Genomic DNA, 19,279 nt, shown 5'->3' with positions numbered 1-19,279 from the left:
TCACTCTATCGGTGGCCACATTTTCTTATTTCCGAGGCTCCCTTTCGAACCGCCCAGCCGGTCATACACCTGGCTGCCCAGCCATTTTGAAACCACTTCCTGCATTTCTGGCTTGCTAATGTAACCGGTAAACAGCTCCTCGTTGAGTTCCATGCGCTCAATGAACAGGGATTCCAGCACCTGCCGAAATACCAACTGGAACTTATCGAGGGAATTTACCTCGGCAGCTTTGCGCAGGGTCTCGTTCTGGCTGGCGGCCTCGGCGATCTGGTCGAAGAAGAACTGATCCGCCTCGGTCAGTTCACTGCCGAAGCGCTCGTTGATTAGATCGATCAACCGTGACAGGGTAATAGGGTCTTCCCGTACCATGCCAGTGCCCACTTCGCGTGGCCCGTCGAGCGGCTTGGCATACCCCTCGGCCAGGTTGATCGAGCCTTCGCTGATCTTCTGCAGCCGGTAATAGTCAAGCTCCACCTCTTCGTCGAACTGGTATCCCGGCCCGGTCTTGCGCTTGGGCAGTTTCAAGGCCAGGTGGCGCAGATAGGTAAAGAGCTTCTCCAGATCGCTATCCTGATAGGGAATGACCTGACTCAAAAAGCTGTAGAGATTGCGAAACGCCTGGGTTTTGCCGCGCCACAGCTCGGCCTCTTCCTCTTCGTCATTTTGCCGCTGGGCAAAACGGGCCACCGCCTGATCCAACAGGGCGTTCATGTTCTTGTGGTCGGCCGGGCTTTGTCTGCGCTTGGGCGCAAAGAAGATGCGCGAGAATTCGTCCACCTCGTCTTGCAGGTAGATGCCCGACCCGTCCAGCTCGGCCTTTACCTCGTAAAGCCGATCCGGATCGACTTCCTCGCCCATGATCGAGCCGTCGTAATATTGGCGAAACGCCTCCTGAATCTCGTCCGGGTCGTTGACGAAATCGAGCACAAAGGTGTCGTCCTTCAGCGGATGGGTACGGTTCAGGCGCGAAAGGGTCTGTACCGCCTGAATTCCGGCCAACCGCTTGTCCACATACATGGTGTGCAACAGCGGCTGGTCGAACCCGGTCTGGTACTTCTCCGCCACCAGCAGCACCCGATAATCGGGCTTGGCGAAGGTCTCCGGCAGTTCCTTTTCCTTCAAGCCGTTATTCATCTCGACCTCGGTGTAGGTCTTCTCGGGCACCTTGTCGTCTTCCACCGTGCCGGAAAAGGCCACCAGGCTCTTGATGGGGTAGCCCTTTTCGCTGATGTAGCGGTCGAACTCCTGCTTGTAGCGCACCGCCTCCAGCCGCGAACCGGTGACTACCATCGCCTTGGCGTGGCCGCCGATCTTGTGGCGGGTATGCTGCTGGAAGTGCTCGACCATCACCTCGGTTTTCTGGCCGATGTTGTGGGGATGCAGGCGCATGAAGCGCGCCAGCGCCCGGGCCGCCTTCTTGCGCTCGACGTTGGGATCGTCCTCGGCTTTCTTGATCAGCTTGTAGTAGGTCTTGTAGCTGACGTAGCTCTTCAGAACATCCTCAATGAAGCCTTCCTCGATGGCCTGCCGCATGGTGTAGCGGTGGAAGGGCTCGCCACCCCGGCCGAATATCGCCAGGGTCTTATGCTTGGGCGTAGCAGTGAAGGCGAAAAAGCTCATATTAGGCTGACGACCGCGCTTGGCCATGGCGCGAAACAACCGCTCCAGCTCCGCTTCGCCTTCCTCCTGCGCCGCTTCCCGGGCCTTGCGGATCAGCTCGGCACCACCCAGCACGCCTTTTAGTTCGGTGGCCGTCTCCCCCGACTGGGAGCTGTGCGCCTCGTCGATGATCACCGCGTATTTGCGCGTCGGCAGATGACTGCTGCCTTTTTGCCCAGGGACGGGCTTATGCCCCGGAGGACAGGACGTCCGGGAGGGGCCACCGCGCTCCTCGGCCAGTTTCATCAGCTGCCCGGAGACGAAGGGGAATTTCTGCAAGGTGGTGATAATAATCGGTACGCCCGATTCCAGCGCCTCGGCCAGTTGCCGCGAGTCCTCGTCGATCTTTTGCACCACCCCCTGACGGTGGTCGAACTGGTAGATGGTGTTCTGCAACTGGCGGTCGAGCACCACCCGATCGGTGATCACCACCACGCTGTCGAAAATGCGCTCGTCCCGCTCGTTGTGCAGAGAGGAGAGCCGATGCGCCAGCCAGCCGATAGTGTTGCTCTTGCCGCTGCCTGCGGAGTGTTCCACCAGGTAGTTATGGCCGACGCCCTCGCTGCCCGCCGCTGCAACCATCTGCCGCACCGCCTGCAACTGGTGGTAGCGGGGAAAGATCATCGTCTCCTTACGCACCTTCTTGCCTTCGTCGGTGACCTTCTCGTCGATGTCCAGATGGAGAAACCGCGCCAGCAGGTCCAGCAGGCTGTCGCGCTGCAACACCTCTTCCCAGAGATAGGCGGTCTTGTAGTTTCGGCCGTCTTTATCCGGCAGATTGCCCGCGCCGCCGTCCCAGCCCTTGTTGAAGGGCAGAAAATGGGTGCTGGTCCCGGCCAGGCGCGTGGTCATGTGCGCCTCTTCGGTATCCACGGCGAAATGCACCAGGGTACGCTTGGTAAAGAGGAAGATCGGCTCGCGCGGGTCGCGGTCGTGGCGGTATTGGTGAATGGCGTTGGCCGCCGTCTGGCCGGAGAGGGGGTTTTTCAGCTCCAGGGTTACCACCGGAATGCCGTTGACGCTCAATGCCACATCCAGCGATTTCTTGTTCTTGCCGCTGAAATAGAGCTGCCGGGTGATGCCCAGCCGGTTGGCGCGGTAGCGCGCCTCCAGTTCCGGGTTGAGGCCGTGGGCCGGGCGGAAAAAAGCGAGGCGCAGGGTTTTGCCGAAGCATTTGAAGCCGTGACGCAGGGTGGTCAGCGCGCCGTGGGTGTCCAGCCATTTGGTGAGCGCCTGCAACACCCGCTCGCCGGTCTCTGCCCCGTGCAGAGCCTCCAGCTTTTCCCAGGTCTTGGCTTGGGTCTCGCGGATGAAGGTCAGCGCCTCTTCGGGGAAGATCGCACGCTCGGTATCGAAGGTGCCAGAGGCCAGTTTGCTGTAACCATCATTAAGCAACACCGACTCGATGGCGGTTTCAAAGGCGGATTCGGAGGTTTGTTTCATATTTTACCTCCTCCTGGTAGAGCATCGGGATTCGGAGCTGGCGAAACGACATCGCCATTCGCGGCGAAGCAGCCACTTCCACTGGTGCCCGTAAAAGCATCAATTAAACGCGAAAGCATTGTCGGATTGTCAGCAAATACGGTCATCCAGACGCTGAAAAAACCCGTTTTAGCGGCCAGCTTGATGATATAGTCGCAAAGCACGTGGTTGGCGGGGTGGTTTTGAAGATCACGTTTCGCTTCTTCTGCCGCAAGCCAAGCCTCCATCCGCTGCGACTTACGATCAAGGGCCACTTGCTTGCCGTTTTCGTCGGGGGTATTGAGGGCGGCCTTGTGCAATCCCGTCAACCTGAGAGTGCCATCAGCTATTGCATTAAGCCCATTGTCTGTGGCGTTCGCGGATGGCTCAACAGTCCCGTCAGGCAGGTACTGAAAGGCGGCAAAGGTATTGTCGCGATCCGGCAACAGTGCATTTGCCGGGTCAACATCCTTGTCCTTTTTGGTCGAGTTGCAATTAACACAGGCCAGCAGAAAATTACTCCAGCGCCCGATCAAATGCGCATAAGCCGGCAGACCCTTGGGTTGAATATGATCGACCGCCAGCTGGGTCACCACCGGTCTCTCACAGAAACTGCAATAAGGGCCTAATCGGGCGACAAGGTCAGGCTTGGCGTCCTTGTAGTCAGCATAATCGTTCGGTCGCGGCGCATTGCCTCTTCGTATCGGCCGCATTCCTTATTCTCCCAATTTTGCAACACGCTTCATTTCCAGAAACGCCTGAAATGCCGGGTTATCCGCATAAGGTGCAATAGCCTCCGCCAGCTTGGTTTTGAAATCCTCAAGTTTCTCAGGCGGTGACTTTGCCGCTTCTTCGAGTGTCTCCAGATAACCTGTGGCAACCCCCTTCATCTCTTCGTAACGTTGGCTGACCTGAGGGTCTTTCACTTGCTGGATACCCTTGGCGATCTCTTCAATCGACAGGTTTCCAAGGTCGGCGGTTGGCTGGCCATCCAGCATAATCAGTTCTTCTCCACTGCGCAGCGACTGAATCAAAAAGGGCGAATGGGTCGTGCAAATGAATTGGAGCTTAGGAAACGTTCGGCGCAAATCTTCAATGGCGCGCCTTTGCCAACGCGGATGCAAGTGCAGATCGAGTTCGTCAATCAGCACAACCCCGGTCGTTTCCTGCAAGACTTTGCTCCCAAGTTGCGGATTAAGCTTAGCCGCCTTGTGGGCAATGTCGCCCACCATCGCCAACATGCACCGTTGCCCATCGCTCAGGTTGGAGAAAGGCTGAGTTCCACTGGAAAACTCGACAACGACTTCTCCGAGCGTCGCGTCGAAGTAGAGCTCCTGTGCCTCTTCAACACAGGCAATCAGAGCTTCTTTGACGGCGCTGTAGGCTGGGGGAACTCGGTTCTGTTGTTGGTAGGTAATCCATGACTGTCGGGCAATCCAGCGGGTCAGCTGGCTGACGGACAGGCGGGGATCAACGCTGTTCCAGTACCCGGCAAGTCTTGATTGCTCCTCCTTGCTGGCAACTTTCATGGGGTCCGAAACCGTAAATGCCTCGCGGGGCTCCTGCCACAGTCTGCCGGTGCCGTAATAGGAAACCAGTGGCAACAAAACATCCTGACCTTTACGAATCGCCTGGTCGGCCTTGGTGGCAAGTTGCTTGATACTTGCAGCCCTTCCATAGGTGGTTCGTCCGCTCGGTGAATTCAAGGTGCGAGTCCAAGAGATACGTCGCTCCTGTACTTGACCATGTGCGATGACTTCGCAGGGATAAGCCCGTTCCCACTGAACGCTGAAATGCCTGTTCCCTTCTTCGTCGATCTGCTCGTGCTCGAAATCACCGAGAAGAACTTCATTGGGGCGGATGTGGCGGGTATCCGCACCGCGCACCCCAAGGAACCAACTGCCGACAGCTACGCTTAAAGCGTCAAGGGTGCTGGTTTTGCCTGTGCCGTTCTTGCCGACAATCAGGTTGAATTCAGGGTGAAAGTTAAATTCTTTAGAATCAAAACCCTTGAAATTCTTCACCAACAGACGGTCAATTCTCATGGCGACCTCCTGCTTTCGTTTGCTTTTGTTCAATATCAATCTGGCCGGTCACGGTGGATGTGATTAGGGCGGCTCGGCGTTCCTTGAGTAGCTGAATTGAATGGGTTATTTCACTGTCCATTTTCTCGAGATGTGCAGTCTCACGATTCAAAAAAGAAACAATTTCGCGTTGTTCATGAATAGGTGGCGCGGGGTATCTAACGGTTCTTAATTTCTCTGCGGGCAAATGTTGAATGGTCGCTGCGTTTGCCTGAGAGGAGAAAACACATAAATTCACAAGAGCCTGCATAACATAAACAAAAAAAGAGGCGTTATCATAACCGTTCAAAGGACGGAGTCGATGTAGGGCTTTTTGATAGTAGCACTCCGCAATTTCTCCGAACCATATAGCTGACCTGCCTATTTCTCCACCCTCACAAACTAAAATATCTCCGGGTTGAAGAGAGTAACGAACACGGCTTTCGTCATCAAAATCCATCTCAGGCAGGCTTGATGTATTAATTGTTCCCCATTGGACATCAATATTTCTCAAGTAAGGCGCGAGATGCGTTCCTTTGATTTTCTTCTCATCAAGCATCTTCCCTAGTTGAACTTCAAATCGAGCGTAAACCGGAGGCGTCTCCCAATGCGCCGGAATATCCCCCAGCCAGTCGAGGCCGGAGGGTTTGAGGGGGGCGTTTGGGTTAAGGCCGCGGGTGACGGCGCGGCTGATGAGGGCGGCGCGCTTTTCGTCCAACAGGGCCGCCATCTTTTCCTTTTCCGCCACCAGCGCATCGATGCGCACGGTTTCCCGGTCGAGGTAGTCGGCGATCAGGCGTTGGGTATCGATAGCCGGAAGGCTGATTCGAATGTCTGCCAGATCAGAAGCATTTATTGCAGGGTAGCTGACGCCGACTGATCGGCTTTCGACCTCCCAAAGAAAATGTTTTTCACGCACAGCGTATTTACAAAAACGTGCATCGAAAAGATTGCCCTTTGGGCGAACGACTGCAAAGCCTGTTGAAACAATCAAATTTTCCGGCGGGTTCTCAATTGGCGCAATAGCCTGCAAATAGGTTCTGACCGTTGAAACGATGACGTCGCCGTGTCGAGCAATTCTGCGCGCCCGGCTGGGGGCATCTTCAAACTTATAAGCGACGACATCATGCACAGTGCCATAAGAATCGACATTACCAATGTCGATATATTGCAACTCATAGTCGGGTTCAGTCGCCTCGGTAAGCGACTCATCGTTGATTGTTGCAGCGTACTTGAGGCGTCTAGCCGCCTTCCTTCGTGTCTTCGTGCCTTCGTGTGAGGCCATCATCACCCCCGGATTCATCGCTTTTCCTTCTTCTGTTCAAGCTGTTTTTCAATCCGCGCAAGTTCCACGATCTCTTCGGCATCAGCCTGTCCGGCCTCGGCGATACGGCGGTTTTCGTCGAAGGCATCGAAGCGTTCGCGGGCGATGCGCTCCATGGCCTCGCGCGAGACACTGCCGGCGTGGGTGAGCACGGCCTTTTCGTTGAAGTCCAGCAGGCGGTCGACATTCTTCCGCCAGTAGTCGAGGGTGAGCTGCTTGCGTTCCTTCACCCGCAGTTCGGCCTGTTCCAGGAAGATGACCACCAGCCGGTTGAGGGTGTCCACCTCGTCGGCACAAAGGTAGTTCTTGGCCACGATCACATCATGCTTGCGCACCCGCGAGCCGCTCCAGTTGGTGAGCGCCATGTTGGGGGCGTTGGGGTCGGCGCGGGAGACGACGATCTCGGCGGCGGTCTGGCCGGTGACGGCGAAGAGCAGCTTGTTATGGGTCTCGGCGAAGAAGAGCTGGGCGGTGCGGTCGTCGGAACGGTAGTCGGAACTGAGGGCGAAGAGGTCGCGCACTTTCTGGTAAAAACGCTTTTCGGAGGCGCGGATCTCGCGGATGCGGGCCAGCAGCTCGTCGAAGTAGTCCCAGCCGCCGGGGTTCTTGAGCCGCTCGTCGTCCATGACGAAGCCCTTGACCAGGTACTCGGCCAGATGGGCGGTGGCCCACTGGCGGAACTGGGTGCCGCGGGGCGAGCGCACCCGGTAGCCCACCGCCAGGATCATGTGCAGGTTGTAATGCTTGGTCTGGTAGCGCTTGCCGTCCTCGGCAGTTGTCAAGTATTCCTTGACAGTTGCCGCCTCCGGCAGCTCCCCTTCCTTGAGGATGTTTTTGATATGCAGGCTGACGTTCTGCTTGGTGGTATCGAACAGCTCGGCCATCTCGCCCTGATTCAGCCAGACGGAGCCGTCCAGGGTTTGCAACTGGACTTCCGCCTGTCCGTCTTCGGTGCGGTAAACGATCAGTTCTCCCCGGTCCGGTGTGCTCACTCCGTCACCTCCCGCAAGAGCCCCATGATCCGTTTTTCCACTGCCTCCAGCTCGGCGTCGATCTTGGAAAGCGGCCGCGGCGGCTGGTACTGGAAGAATTCGCGGTTGAAGTTGATTTCAAAACCCACCTTGCCGATGCCGCCGTCCTGTTCGTCCAACGTGTCGCGGTCGATCCAGACGTCCGCAACATAGGGGCGCACCTCGCGCAGCACGTAGCTGATCACGTCTTCCTTGAGGAGGATGTTTTCAAAGTCCTTCAGGTTGGAGTCGGCCTCATATTCGATGAACTTGCTCTTGCCAGCCGGGTTGAGTCCCAGCAGGGCTTTCAGCTCATCGGGCGCAAGCTCGGGCAGGGTCTGGCCTGGGAACAGGGCGTCGAAATCCAGTTCAACTTTCTTGTGTTCTTTGGCAATAACCGGCTCGGCATCGGGGTCGACCTCGGTGAAGGCGTCGCGGAAGGCCTTTTTCTGCGCCGTGCCCTTGGCTCCCTTGGCCCAGCCTTCGACATCGTCGGGCAACCGTTTGACGGTCTTCTGCACCTCGTCCCAAACCTGATTCCAGTCATGGTGCGGCTCGTTGCCGAGCACCTCTTCAATAGCCAGTACGGCATCGAGCAGTTCGGGGCAGGTATCGAGGTAGCGTTCCTTGGCCTCCTGGGTGATCTGGAACTTGAGGCGCAGCGGGCGCAGAATGGTGACGCGGCGGTAGCCGAAATCGGCATTGTCAAAGATCTTGCTGGTCTTCGATTTGGTCAGCGCGCCGTGCTCGCGGGTCACTTCATCGATGGCCTTTTCATCCAGCCAGCGGCGCTTGTTGCCAAGGCTGCGCTTCATCGGCGTCCAGCGCTCGCGGGCGTCGATCAGTTGGATCTTGCCCTTGCGGTGTTTCTCCTTGCGGTTGCTCAGCACCCAGACAAAGGTGCCGATGCCGGTGTTGTAGAACATCTGCTCAGGCAGGGCGACGATGGCCTCCAGCCAGTCGTGCTCGATGATCCAGCGGCGGATTTCGCTTTCGCCGCTGCCCGCGCCGCCGGTGAAGAGCGGCGAGCCGTTGAAGACGATGGCGATGCGCGAGCCGGGCTTGTCGCGGTTGCCCGGTTGCCAGGGCTGAAACTTGGCGATCATATGAATCAGGAACAACAGCGCACCGTCGTTGATGCGCGGCAGTTTGCCGTTGTAACCGCGAAAGTTGGGCCAGCGGTCGATCTCCTTCTTCTCCCCCTTCCAGTCGACGCCGAAGGGCGGGTTGGCCAGCAGGTAGTCGAAGCGCATGTCGGAGAACTGATCGTTGGTCAGGGTGTTGCCGTATTCGATACGGCTGTCGCGGTGGCCTTTGATGAGCAGGTCGGAGGCGGCGACGGCATAGGAGCGCGGATTGTAGTCCTGGCCGTAGACCTTGACGGTTACGTTCTTGTTCGCGGCGTGTTCTCGTATCCAGTTTTGACTTTCGGCCAGCATGCCGCCTGTACCGCAGGCCGGATCGCAGATAGTGACAATTTTCCCCTCTTGTGTGACAACCTCGCTGTCCGGTTCCAAAAGCAGATTGACCATCAGGCGGATGACTTCGCGCGGGGTGAAGTGGTCACCGGCCGTCTCGTTGGCCGCCTCGTTGAAGCGCCGGATCAGGTCTTCGAATACCAGTCCCATGGTGATGTTGTCCACATGACGGGGGTGAAGGTCTATTTCGGCGAACTGCGACACCACCTGGTAGAGACGGTTGGCCTCTTCGAGCTTTTCGATCTCCTTTTCAAACTCGAAACGTTCAAAGATCTTGCGGATGTTCTCGGAAAAGCCGTTGATGTAATCGGCCAGGTGGCGGCCGATATTGTCCGGATCGCCCTTGAGCTTGCGGAAATCGAGCTGGCTGTGATTGTGAAAACCCAGCGGTTTGCCGTCGTCGTCCTTGGCCAGTTCGTTCAGCACCCGGTCCACCAGCTGAGGGTCTTTGCCCTTCAGAGTTTGGTGTTTCTTCAGCACAGCGTCTTTAGTCAGTGCCAGTACCGCATCGAAACGACGTAGCACTGTTAGTGGCAACATCACCCTCTCATATTGCGGCGGCCGGTACGGCCCGCGCAGCAGGTCGGCTACAGACCAGATGAAATTCGCCAGTTGCTGGAAATTGGCAGGGGTCATGCGTTGGTATCCTTATTGTCGAGTTTCAGTCTGCCGCTATGGGTTTGCCCCGCGCAGAACGCTGTAAATTGTTTCATCGCCAGCTTCGACGGCGCCGTCTTGCCGTTCTCCCAGCGGTTAACCGTGGCGAAGCTCACGCCGAGGGCGTGGGCCAGCTCCTCCTGGGACAGCCCTAGCTGCCGCCGTACTTCCTTGACCCGCATCGGAAAGTTTTCGGGGTGTGTGACCATGGTGGTTTCCGTCTGCTACTGGTACTTGCGCGCAACTCTTCATGTATATTCATGTATATTCGCGCCAAAATATAACATCTGTTATGACTTCTGTAATGTATTTCCTGATTAGAAAGAAAGGTAAGCCAAGTTCCGTCATTCCCGCGGAAGCGGGACAAAAGCGCGAAGCGCATTGAACGACTGAAAGTCGGCCCGAAGGGTGAGCGAAGCGAATAATCCAGCCGCAACCCGAGGTGCGCGCAAACCCTGGATTCCCGCCTTCGCGGGAATGACGGAGGCAGCGGGAATGACGGAGGCAGAGGGAATGACGGGTGCTGATGGTCCGCTCCGACACGCGTAGCTGACGTTCATTGATAATCAGGATGTATTTTGACCAGGATTTGCCGGGCTTGATACTCAATACAGTGTTCTCAAACTGTTGGCGTTATGTAGCTGGTTTTCCGTGTACTTGCCGTTCCGTGGAGTCAGGTCGAGATAATACCGGAGTATCAGGACGGCTCGGCTCGAACCCGGCACGTGGGATGGTTGACGGAGAAGGGGTAGGCTGGGTCGGACGATAGGTGCTGCTGCGCGCCGCAGGGGGCTGCGCGAGTCCTAACTACCAATCCCGCGCAATGCCGCCTCGACAAAGGCGAAGCCTATTCGTTCCTGCTCGAGGCGCAGGCCGGGGCGTATGCGATTGTCGCGCAGGTCATCAAAGAGGTCGCGCTCCTGTTCGGTTAGCCGGGGAAGGTCATGGGTGTGCTGGGTCTCTTCCCGGCCCCAGAGCGCCTCATGTGCGATCAGGGTTGCCCGGTCCATGAGCAGCGATTCGACGTGTGGCAGGTGTGCGCGCAGTTGGTCGAGGATGGCGAAGCCGTGGGTGTCGATATCACCCCAGTAGTGAATCGGGCAGCGCAGCAGCCATTGCGCCCGGGCCAATGCTTCCCAGCCGTATCCCGAGCCGAAGATGACGATGCTGCCGGTCACCCAGGGGAAGGCGAGGAAGTTGGTCTCGTTTTCGGTGATGAAGACCCGTCGCACGGGGAGGTCGAGGGAGGCGAAGCTGTCGGCGTCCAAGGTCAGGTCCGGTCGTGTCGGAACGGGTAGCAGCGTGATTCGCTCATCGAGGGGGCGAAAACGGATCCGGGTCGGCTTGTCGCGGAAACCGTAGCGTCGGGCGAATTGGGCGACGCCGGTACTGGCGTTATTGATCGTCTCGGGCGGCAGCACGAGGTCCAGCCACTCGGCGAGCAGACCGCGATGGGCCTCGATAAACTTGGTGTGCACCCCGGGCAGATCCACTTGCCGCAGGTAGACATCGGGCCGGGGGTGTGTCCTGAGCCAGGCGACGATATCGAGCAGGCGATCGACCCCGTCCGCCAGTTCCAGCGCCCGCAGCGGGCGGCGGATTAGCCAAGGCTCGAGCTCCGGCTGCCTTGTGCGCAGCGTCTCCAGCAACACCTGGAAACGGGCCGCCTCACGGGCCTTGCCTATCAGGCTCAGGGCATCATCCAGATTGTCCAGCCACAGGTATTTGGGCAGGGTGTTGCTCCCGTGCACCCGGTGGGTGAACTCGCGCCATTGAATGCGTACCGCCCTCAGCTCGCGCAAGCAGGTGATCCAGTTGCGCACGGCATCGAAGCGCTCGGCGATCTCCGCGGAGGTTGGCCCCTTGAGCCTTAGCTTCAGGGGGAAGGCGGGCTCACCTGTAATCAGATGGCGCAACAGGTCGCCACGATCCCACAGCTTGCGCAGCTGCTCGCGCACATCGGCCGGGTGGGTCCACTTGGCGATCATCCGCTGAACCTCGCCTTTTCTTCCCGGTATTCCTCGATGGCGAGATTGCGCAGCTTGGATGCGCGGCCGTCCTCGTTGTGGACGAAGCCGACGTTGGAGACGAAGGGCTCAATGATGTGGATCTTCTGCAGCGGGGTGACGATCAGCAGTTGCAGGTTGAGCTGCTGGAAAAGACGCAGGCCGTACTGGGCCGATTCATCCGAGCCACGGCCAAAGGCCTCGTCGATCACCACGAAGCGGAAGGAGCGCGAGCGCACCGCGCTCCACTCCAGGCCGAACTGGTAGGCCAGGCTCGCGGCGAGGATGGTGTAGGCGAGCTTCTCCTTCTGGCCGCCCGACTTACCGCCAGAGTCCGAATAGTGGTCGTACTCGCTGTCGTCCTCGCGCCAGCGCTCGCTGGCGGCGAACAGGAACCAGTTGCGCACGTCGGTCACCTTGGCGGTCCAGCGCCGGTCCTGCTCGGAGAGCCCTTCGCGGCCGCGGAAGCGGTCGATGATGGCCTTGACCTGGAGGAACTTGATCTCCGAATACTGCGCATCCTCGGAACCGGTCAGCGTGCCCTCGGTGCATGCGCGCAGATCGCCTTGGAAGTCGCGGATCTCGGTGTCCGGACTGGCCTGGGACTCCAGCAGGATGTAGCGCCCGGGGTTGTAGTCGATCTGGGTCAGCGAATTGTTGATCTGGGCGATGCGTTCCCGGATGGTCTCGCGCTCGCGGGCGAGCTGGGCATTGAAGTTGGCGATCTCGTTGATGGTGTTGACGTTCAACAGCTCCTTGAAGCGCGCCTCGAAGCGGGGTAGGTCGTCGCGGTTCAGCTGGTCGAGCAGGTTGCGGTATTCATAGGTGGCCGCCGGGCTGGCATCGAAGTCGGCGGTCTCCAGTTTGTACGCATCCTTGAACGCCATCATCGACTGAACGATCTTGTCGCGCAGTCGCTTTAGTTTCAGGTCTTCCGCATCGATGCGCGCCTGCAGCCAGGTACGGAGATCCTGTTCCCGGTTGTCGCAGGACTCGACGCTGAGCTGGTGTTCTCCCAGGGCCTCGGCACGCAGGGTCTCGACGCGTTCAGAGAGTGTCCCGTCCTGCGGGTTTTCGTCCAGCAGGGCCTGCGTCTGTTGGCGCAAGGCCTCGGCGTCGCTGCGCTTCTGTTCGACCTTGGAGCGGCCGTCGCGGTTGGTCTCCAGCTCACCTTCGATGGATGCGAGCGCCTGTTTCACCTCGTTCAGCTGTCGGCTGAGCTGCTGAAGGGTATCGGAGGCGGCCTCCAGTCGCCGGCGCTCATCGGTCAGTCGCTCGATCTCGGTGGCGAGGGTGGTCCAGTCCAGCTCTTCGAAGTCGGCATAGGCTTTCAACTCCGACAGCGTCTCTATACCGCCCTCCGCCACCTTGCGCTCGCGTTGAACTTCTGCAATCTGTCCGCCGAGTTCGACCAGGCGCGTTTCGAGCTGGTGTGCTTGCGCCTCCAGTGCGGCGATCTTGGCGCTGTTGGTCCAGCCCAGCACGTAGCGGCCGCGATCGTCGATACGGTGGCGGTCGTCTTTCTCGTGCCGGCCCGTGGGGTCTTTGATCTGTCCGGCCTGTGTAATGGCGCGGGGCTCGCGGCGGAACTGCTCCTGCGTCGCGCAACAGGCGACATCGAAGCGGTGCGCCAGCTCGCGTTCCAACCAGTCGTAGAAGGGCGAGTCGGGTTTTATGGAGAGCTTGCGCGCCAGCGAGTCAGGGTGCAGATCGGGTAGCTCACCACGCCGTGGCGGACGTACGTGGAAATAGACCAGTCTGCCCTGCAACCGGTTGCTATCCACCCACTCGGCCACCGCCTTGTAATGGGCATCGGGTATCAGCAGCGACAGGCCGAAGCCGTGCAGCAGGCGTTCACAGGCCCCCTCCCAATCACGTTCATCATCGCGTACCTGGAGCAGTTCACCGGCGAAGGGCATCGTTCCTTCGTCCAGCCCCAGGGCGGCGCAGAGGGCGGCGCGGATCTGGATCTGCCGGTCATCGATGTTGCTGCGACGCGCCTTCAGGCTGGTGATCTCGGTGGAAAGGGACTGGTGCTCCTCACGCCCCTTGCGAAAGCTGAAGTCATGCTCGCGCTCCCGGTTCTCCAGCACGGCTGTCTGCTCCTTGAGTTCCTCGGCCTGATGCGCCAAGCGTGCCCGTTGGTCAAGAAATCCGGAGGAGTCCATGGCCGGCGTGTCACCGAGATTGCCGATCAGTTCGCCATAGCGATCGGCTTTCTGCCGGCGCTTCTCCCGATCCTGCTCCTTCTTTCTGATCTCGGCGGAAAGCCGCTCCAGCCGGTCGCCGCCGTTCTCGGCGATGGCGCCCTTTAGTTCATCGATTTCAGCGAGGTGGTCGTCCCGGCGTCCCTCCAGCTCATGCACCCTGGCATCCAGGCGTGCCCAATCGCCGGCGAGATTGTCGAGGCGACGGTCGAGCAGGCCCAGCTTCAACATGGCAAAGTGGGAGCGTAGCGCGTCGCGGCAGCGCCGTAGCTCCTCGATCCCTTGCGTCAGCTCGTCGTGACGCGTGCAGTCGGCGACCAGCGGGGTGAGCAGCTCCACTTGCCGCTTGGCCTTGAGCACCGCCTCGTGGGCGCGGTTGAGGTCGTCGAAATGGCCAATCAGCGCCTGGACACGCGGTGCCACGTCGAAGGGCTCCAGCATGTGACTGCGCACGAAGTCGGTCAGGTTGCCTACCGACTTCATCGACACCGTCTGGTGAAACAGCTCCAGCGCCTGTTCGTTGTCGATCCCGAGCCGGCGCCGGAACCAGGCGCCGTATTTTGGGAAACTGTCCTCGATCTCCGCGCCCTGTCCGCGCAGCCGTTTGCGCAGTTGCGTGATGTCGGAACCGAAGCGGGAAAAGTCCTTCGTGATTGACAGCTCCCGCTCGCTGCCGACGAAAAAGCGCGCCGGTTGCCCCTGCGGCTCTTTCCAGTAGAACACCTGCGCCAGGGTCACCGTCTGGTCGTAGCCCGCATTGTGGAAGACGCCGAGGATGACCGAGTAGCTGTTGTGGTCACGCAGGGCGACGGGCCGCGCGGAAGCTGTCGCCTCGTTGCGCTCGGACTTGTAGAAGCCAAGGACGTAGGAGCGCAACGTCCGTTCCTTCGCATCGGCACCGGCTGCTTTGTTGTAGGCGACGCGTTGGGCCGGCACCAGCAGGGTGGTGACCGCGTCCACCAGGGTCGACTTGCCGGAGCCGATGTCTCCGGTCAGCAGGCCGTTGCGGCCATCCGGTTGCAGCGTCCACACCCGGCCGTCGAAGGTGCCCCAGTTGAATACCTCCAGTCGCCGGAGCCGGAAGCCTGACAGGGTGTCATCCGCAACGAAGTCCAGGCCCAGCGTCTGCGGATCGTTCATGGAGTATCTCCCCGTGGTGCTTTCTCCATTTCCTCCACAGCGGTTCCCGTAAGTTGCCTGCGATACGCCGCCAGGCGCGCATCGAACTCCGCCAGCCACTGGGCGTCGACAAAGGCCTTGAGGATGCGCCGCACTTCGTAGCTCGCCGGTCCGCCGGTGACCTTTAAACGTCGCAGGAAGCCGAGATCGACCACCTTGTTGATGTCGCTCTCGATCCGGTCGATCAGTCGCACCTCGTTGCTTGTCTCCGGCAAAAAGAGCCGAATCAGTTCGACGATCTCGTCGCGCGTCAGCACCAGTCGCGTGTCACCGCCGCCCGCATCGAACTCGGCCAGTTTCTTGCGCAGCAGCGCCAGCAGCAGGCTAACCGGAAAGGAGAGAGGGCGGCGCGCCACCAGTCGCGGCAATCTGGTGGCGTCATCCCCCTCCGCCGGGTCCGGCCGGCTTTTGAGAAAGGCGTAACCCTCCGCCTCGTCCAGCACCAGATCCAGGTTCAGCATCGCCATGTAGTCCCGCAACCGCGCCTGAAGCGTCAGCAGCGCACCCCACAACTGTTCATTGCCCTCCCGGTAGATCACCCCCCTGAGCAGGGTGATCGACAACAGGGACAGGTCGGGGTCGGTAGCCGTGGATTCTTGTTTGTCCATGTTCACCTCACGAATATCACCCGCGGCAGTCGGGCGCGCCGGCGCCGTGCCACGTCATCGGTCATCACTTCCCATTCGATGGCCTCAGGCATCTCCTCGTCTACCACCGTCTTGAACGTCTCACTGCCCAGTTGCAGATAGGCCACCAGCTCAGCCAGACCGTGTTGCAGAGGGTAGGCTTCCGTCAGTTCCCGCAAGGTGACCTGGGAGCGTGCCTGCAGGGTCTGACGGATCTGACGCGCCAGCTGTGCCGAATCGACCACCACTTGCCCATACAGTGCTGCGGCATCCAGCTCAATATCACCCCCTTCGATCACGATATCCTCTATCAGCGGTCGTGTCGAAGGCGTGTGGAGCGGCCGCTCCAGCGGCAGATTGAAATCGGCCGATGTCTCGGCGATGGTCATCACCGCGCCCTCGGGCGGGGTGTCGCGCAGGGTAAGGGCCTTGGACTCGATGCCGTGCAGGATCTCCATGATGCGGCGGTTCTCCAGCCACGCCTGGTCGTCGAGGAAGCGGCGCAGCTGCTGGGAAAGTTGGGCCACCGTGCGTTGGGCGTGCTCGCCGGCCTCCAGCCAGTCGTAGTGCACGCGCCGGGTGCGGCCATCCGGTTTGAGTTCGGCCACGGGTGCGAGGGTCAGGACGCGGTCAAGCAGTTCGGTCAACTCCTCCTGCCGGCGGCTGGACATCAGGAAGTCCCAGAAGGCGCGAAAGCTCTTGCCCTGGTCGGAATCGGCGATGGTGTCGCGCTCGCCCATGATCTCTTCCAGCAGCTCGCCCTTGGCGCCTTCCCACAGGGCGATGCGCTCGCGTACCCGCCGGTCGAGGCTACGGAAGTTGTGCTCCACTTCTCGAAAGTCGGTGAGCAGCTCCCGTGCCAGCTGCATGAACTGCTGGAAGCGGTCCTTGAGCGCGGTGTCGTCGAGCAGCGGCACGTCGCCCGCGAGCACCCGCTCAATCCCGGCGTCGATCTCATCGCGCCGCTTTTGCAACTCGGTGATGCGCCGGGCCGGGTCGGACTCGCTGCCCTCGCTCATCTGGCGCAGCAGCTCGAACAGGGTCAGCAGCCGCGATTCGGTACCGACGAAGCTGCGCTCGGAGAGCGAGCCGAGCCACGCGATGGCCTTCTCCGTTGCCGGGGTCAGATCAAACTGCGGCTCGTCCGAGCCTTGGGCGTAGAACTTGCGCAGCCAGCCCTTGTCAGGCGCGGCCCAGTCGTTCAAATAGTCGAGCGCGGGCTTCGGGAAGCTATCCTCACCCAACTGCTGGCGCAAGGCGTAGAGTTCATCTTCCAGCGCCTCGGCCAGATCGGCCGCCGCCATCACCCGCACGTTGGGCTCGACGAACACCCGGTGCAGAAAGCTCGCCACCAGCGCTGCATGGTCCGAACGCAGCAGCCGCCACGCCGGGTGATGGGAGCGCAGGGAATCGAGTGTGGAGTAATCGAAGGTCACGCGGCCTCGCCCTGGCGCTCTTCCTTTTCCTCGGGCAGGATGCGGGCGCGCTCGACGCGTTGTGTTGCGAGAGTAGTACCTGTATCGAACGGTACTCCAATATTTTGGCCATTCTGTTCGATAGCCTCATGGCTCTGTCTGAGAGGCTCATACTCTTCGCAGATCCCCATCCGGGTATATACGATCTCCCCGAGTTCAGTGCCTATTGGCTTTGAACCTATCGAGGTTTCGGCCGCTGAACCCGCGTAGCGAATCAGCGGCCTTCTTCTTTTCAGGGCTGACCTCACGCATCACCTCCCAGGCTGCGAAGACATGCCTCTCGTGACCAAGCAGGGGATGTCCGGATCTTCCTTACTTCAACCATCGCGTCACCGATTGATTGCTGTTTCCAGCGCGCGCAGGCGATCGACGATGGCATCGAAGGCGGGAGGCTCACCTATGAACATGCCGGCACTGATCATGCGCTGGAAGTCATCGCGCAGCGCGGCCAGCGCGGCATCTTCGGGAATGAGTCTGAGCTGCCCGGCCAAACATGCGTCGTAGTTGGCGTAGCTCGCGTTGTAAAAGACCTTCTTGTGCTTGACGACATCCGCGAGCAGAGCGCGATCGGCCACAGTGGCCTGCCCTTGGGCTTGATCGGCAAGCATGGCCAGGTCGTACCAGTGGCGTGACAGGCGTTCAGCACTGGCTCGGAACTCGTCGCGCTGACATTCGACGTGCATCAATGTCGCCTTCTCCCAGAAAGTACGTGCCGGGGACAGTACACTGACCGTTGAGCGAGGGAATTCGAGTTCGGCGACATGTTCCGCGATGTCGGGCCGCACCTCGTGACCTTCGTTCGGCTCGGTGATGTTTCGGCCACCAAACTCGATCAGGACGCTGTTGCCCACGTAGTCCCCTGGGGATTCCAGAACCGTCGGGTAGTGCACCCGCAACTGTTCCCCGTCATCACTGACTTCAAGCTGGAATGCGTCGGCATCGAACTCGGCGGCCAGCGTCCTCTGGAAGTGCGGTACCACGACACCATGGGCATGGTCGTGCACGAAGGACTTGAGGTCTTCGCTGAATTTCTTCAACCGATTGCGCGAGACGCCTTCGGCGAACGGATCGAAGGAGCCGTCCAAGCCACGGTAGTCGAGTGTGATGTCCACGTCCTCGGAGAAGCGCGCTATGGCTCCGAACACCTTGGAGAGTGAGGTGCCGCCCTTGAAGGCCATCGGCAGTCGGTTGGGCATGGTGAACAGGGTCTGTAGCACCCAGCAGACCCAGACATCCTTTTCCAGTACGACGGGCGAGCGGGCAAGCTGCGGAGCCAGCGCCCGATAGATTTGAGACTGCTCTTTAGGCTTCAGGTGGAGGAAGGACTCAGGCATGAACGGCTTTCCGCTCGTTCCGGAAGATAGCGTCGCTCATCCACGCGGGCATTGAGGAGGTCGCTGACTTCAGAACTTCGAATTCTCTCGATCCCAGCTTGCGCCGAATCTTCTCGACGAGAGCCGGCGTTACTTCCTTCTTTCCGAGGTACCACATTGCAGCAAGCGCGAGCCCGGCAGGTCGACCTGCCAGGGCCAACTTGCGCTGGCAGACGTGCTGCAGACGAATCTCCATATTCCCCACGCGGATGCGCTTCGACGGGCCGGATGTTACGAATACCGACTGGGTCGGAACCTGCGCGGTCAGCTCAAGCCGCCGCGCTGCTTCGGCACCGTGAACCTGGATGACGGCACCAGTGGTCTTGGCGACCGTCTCGGCCACTTTCAACGGCGAGGGGCTAACCTTGCCGACGAAACGGCTGACCTCGGGACGCACAAAGACGCCACGCGTCACACGCTCGATAGCCCCTGCCTTGACGAGGCGGGAGAGGGTCTGGTCGACGGACGCACGCGTACCGCACTCCAGGAATGCTGTTGGGGTGAAGGGCTCCCCGATCGGTATCGCCTCAATGCGCTGGCGAATCAGTTCGGCAGTCTTGGTCGTCGTGTTCATGTGTGAAAATATATGCGAGTTTCTGACAAGCTGCAAGTGCGATAGCTCGCAAGAAGAGGCTTGTGGCCCCTCCGTCAGCCAATGTTGCAATCCAATTACTTGATTATTCTGCGCGTAAGTCACTGATCTATAAGTGGATGACTCGTAGCCTTTGCAGACGTCTGGCCTGTTTAGGAGATCGAGGTCG

General features: G+C 59.7%; 14 protein-coding genes. All 14 read right to left on the bottom strand.

Translation table 11 applies throughout. The features are described from left to right. Window positions 1-3,102: a type I restriction endonuclease subunit R gene (locus tag O9K64_RS05100; protein ID WP_275097002.1), complete on the bottom strand. Its 3,102-nt coding sequence runs from the start codon at window positions 3,100-3,102 to the stop codon at window positions 1-3. Then, window positions 3,099-3,833 carry an HNH endonuclease gene (locus O9K64_RS05095; protein WP_275097001.1) on the bottom strand — a complete coding sequence of 245 codons (735 nt, stop codon included), beginning with the start codon at window positions 3,831-3,833 and terminating at the stop codon, window positions 3,099-3,101. Before O9K64_RS05095 ends, O9K64_RS05100 begins: the two co-directional genes overlap by 4 nt. Window positions 3,834-3,836: 3 nt before the next feature. Next, window positions 3,837-5,165 (bottom strand): AAA family ATPase, encoded by a 1,329-nt coding sequence (locus O9K64_RS05090; RefSeq protein WP_275097000.1) that lies wholly within the window; start codon window positions 5,163-5,165, stop codon window positions 3,837-3,839. Further along, window positions 5,155-6,486 (bottom strand): restriction endonuclease subunit S, encoded by a 1,332-nt coding sequence (locus O9K64_RS05085; protein WP_275096999.1) that lies wholly within the window; start codon window positions 6,484-6,486, stop codon window positions 5,155-5,157. The genes O9K64_RS05090 and O9K64_RS05085 overlap by 11 nt, the downstream gene beginning before the upstream one ends. Next, a complete protein-coding gene (locus O9K64_RS05080) occupies window positions 6,483-7,499 on the bottom strand; it encodes a virulence RhuM family protein (protein ID WP_275096998.1) in 1,017 nt (338 codons plus the stop codon). The genes O9K64_RS05085 and O9K64_RS05080 overlap by 4 nt, the downstream gene beginning before the upstream one ends. Further along, the gene (locus O9K64_RS05075) at window positions 7,496-9,631 is read right to left on the bottom strand and encodes a type I restriction-modification system subunit M (protein ID WP_275096997.1); all 2,136 of its coding nucleotides are present in this window, start codon (window positions 9,629-9,631) and stop codon (window positions 7,496-7,498) included. Before O9K64_RS05075 ends, O9K64_RS05080 begins: the two co-directional genes overlap by 4 nt. Beyond that, window positions 9,628-9,861, bottom strand: a complete 234-nt coding sequence (locus O9K64_RS05070; protein ID WP_275096996.1) for a helix-turn-helix domain-containing protein — start codon at window positions 9,859-9,861, stop codon at window positions 9,628-9,630. Before O9K64_RS05070 ends, O9K64_RS05075 begins: the two co-directional genes overlap by 4 nt. 594 nt (window positions 9,862-10,455) lie before the next feature. Continuing rightward, window positions 10,456-11,640, bottom strand: coding sequence for a DUF3322 domain-containing protein (locus O9K64_RS05065; RefSeq protein ID WP_275096995.1), 1,185 nt, complete (start codon window positions 11,638-11,640; stop codon window positions 10,456-10,458). Continuing rightward, a complete protein-coding gene (locus O9K64_RS05060; protein ID WP_275096994.1) occupies window positions 11,637-15,005 on the bottom strand; it encodes an ATP-binding protein in 3,369 nt (1,122 codons plus the stop codon). The genes O9K64_RS05065 and O9K64_RS05060 overlap by 4 nt, the downstream gene beginning before the upstream one ends. Beyond that, the gene (locus tag O9K64_RS05055) at window positions 15,002-15,652 is read right to left on the bottom strand and encodes a DUF4194 domain-containing protein (protein ID WP_275096993.1); all 651 of its coding nucleotides are present in this window, start codon (window positions 15,650-15,652) and stop codon (window positions 15,002-15,004) included. The genes O9K64_RS05060 and O9K64_RS05055 overlap by 4 nt, the downstream gene beginning before the upstream one ends. 2 nt (window positions 15,653-15,654) lie before the next feature. Beyond that, window positions 15,655-17,106 (bottom strand): DUF3375 domain-containing protein, encoded by a 1,452-nt coding sequence (locus O9K64_RS05050; RefSeq protein ID WP_275096992.1) that lies wholly within the window; start codon window positions 17,104-17,106, stop codon window positions 15,655-15,657. Continuing rightward, complete coding sequence (locus O9K64_RS05045; RefSeq protein ID WP_275096991.1) at window positions 17,103-17,393, bottom strand: hypothetical protein; 291 nt, start codon at window positions 17,391-17,393, stop codon at window positions 17,103-17,105. Before O9K64_RS05045 ends, O9K64_RS05050 begins: the two co-directional genes overlap by 4 nt. A gap of 81 nt (window positions 17,394-17,474) precedes the next feature. Then, window positions 17,475-18,479, bottom strand: coding sequence for a nucleotidyl transferase AbiEii/AbiGii toxin family protein (locus O9K64_RS05040; protein ID WP_275096990.1), 1,005 nt, complete (start codon window positions 18,477-18,479; stop codon window positions 17,475-17,477). Then, window positions 18,472-19,092: a DUF6088 family protein gene (locus O9K64_RS05035; protein ID WP_275096989.1), complete on the bottom strand. Its 621-nt coding sequence runs from the start codon at window positions 19,090-19,092 to the stop codon at window positions 18,472-18,474. Before O9K64_RS05035 ends, O9K64_RS05040 begins: the two co-directional genes overlap by 8 nt. Between the last annotated feature and the right edge of the window lie 187 nt (window positions 19,093-19,279).

Source organism: Sedimenticola hydrogenitrophicus (assembly GCF_029017505.1).
Lineage (GTDB): Bacteria > Pseudomonadota > Gammaproteobacteria > Chromatiales > Chromatiaceae > Sedimenticola > Sedimenticola hydrogenitrophicus_A.
The sequence above is the reverse complement of the archived record's forward strand: the minus strand, read 5'-3'. Positions and strand labels throughout refer to the sequence as shown.